This is a genomic window from Paenibacillus agri (genome assembly GCF_013359945.1).
In the GTDB taxonomy this organism is placed as follows: domain Bacteria; phylum Bacillota; class Bacilli; order Paenibacillales; family Paenibacillaceae; genus Paenibacillus_AQ; species Paenibacillus_AQ agri.
Genome location: NZ_JABWCS010000031.1, coordinates 1 through 243, shown reverse-complemented (window position 1 = coordinate 243; position 243 = coordinate 1). Strand labels below are relative to the sequence as shown.

Genomic DNA, 243 nt, shown 5'->3' with positions numbered 1-243 from the left:
GATCAGTAATTCCGTCGGGATGCCAAGGCCGCGTCTCGTTTTCCGGTTGCATTGCTGGGTCAAGAGGTGTAACAATTGTTTGAAACATTCAAAAGGAACATCTTTGGCTTTTTTGGAGAGCGTCGAATGATCCACTTTCTGGAGTCCAACGCCATGCATACGCTGCTCCCCGTCCCGATAGCCATCCCACCCTTGGAACGCAGCCTCTGCCAAGAAAAGAAACAGGGAATAGACGGTGAACTT

At 50.2% G+C, this 243-nt stretch carries 1 pseudogene; it reads right to left on the bottom strand.

The features are described 5' to 3' along the window. Nucleotides 1-243 (bottom strand): annotated as a pseudogene (locus HPT30_RS31225) (IS4 family transposase); the annotation flags it as partial.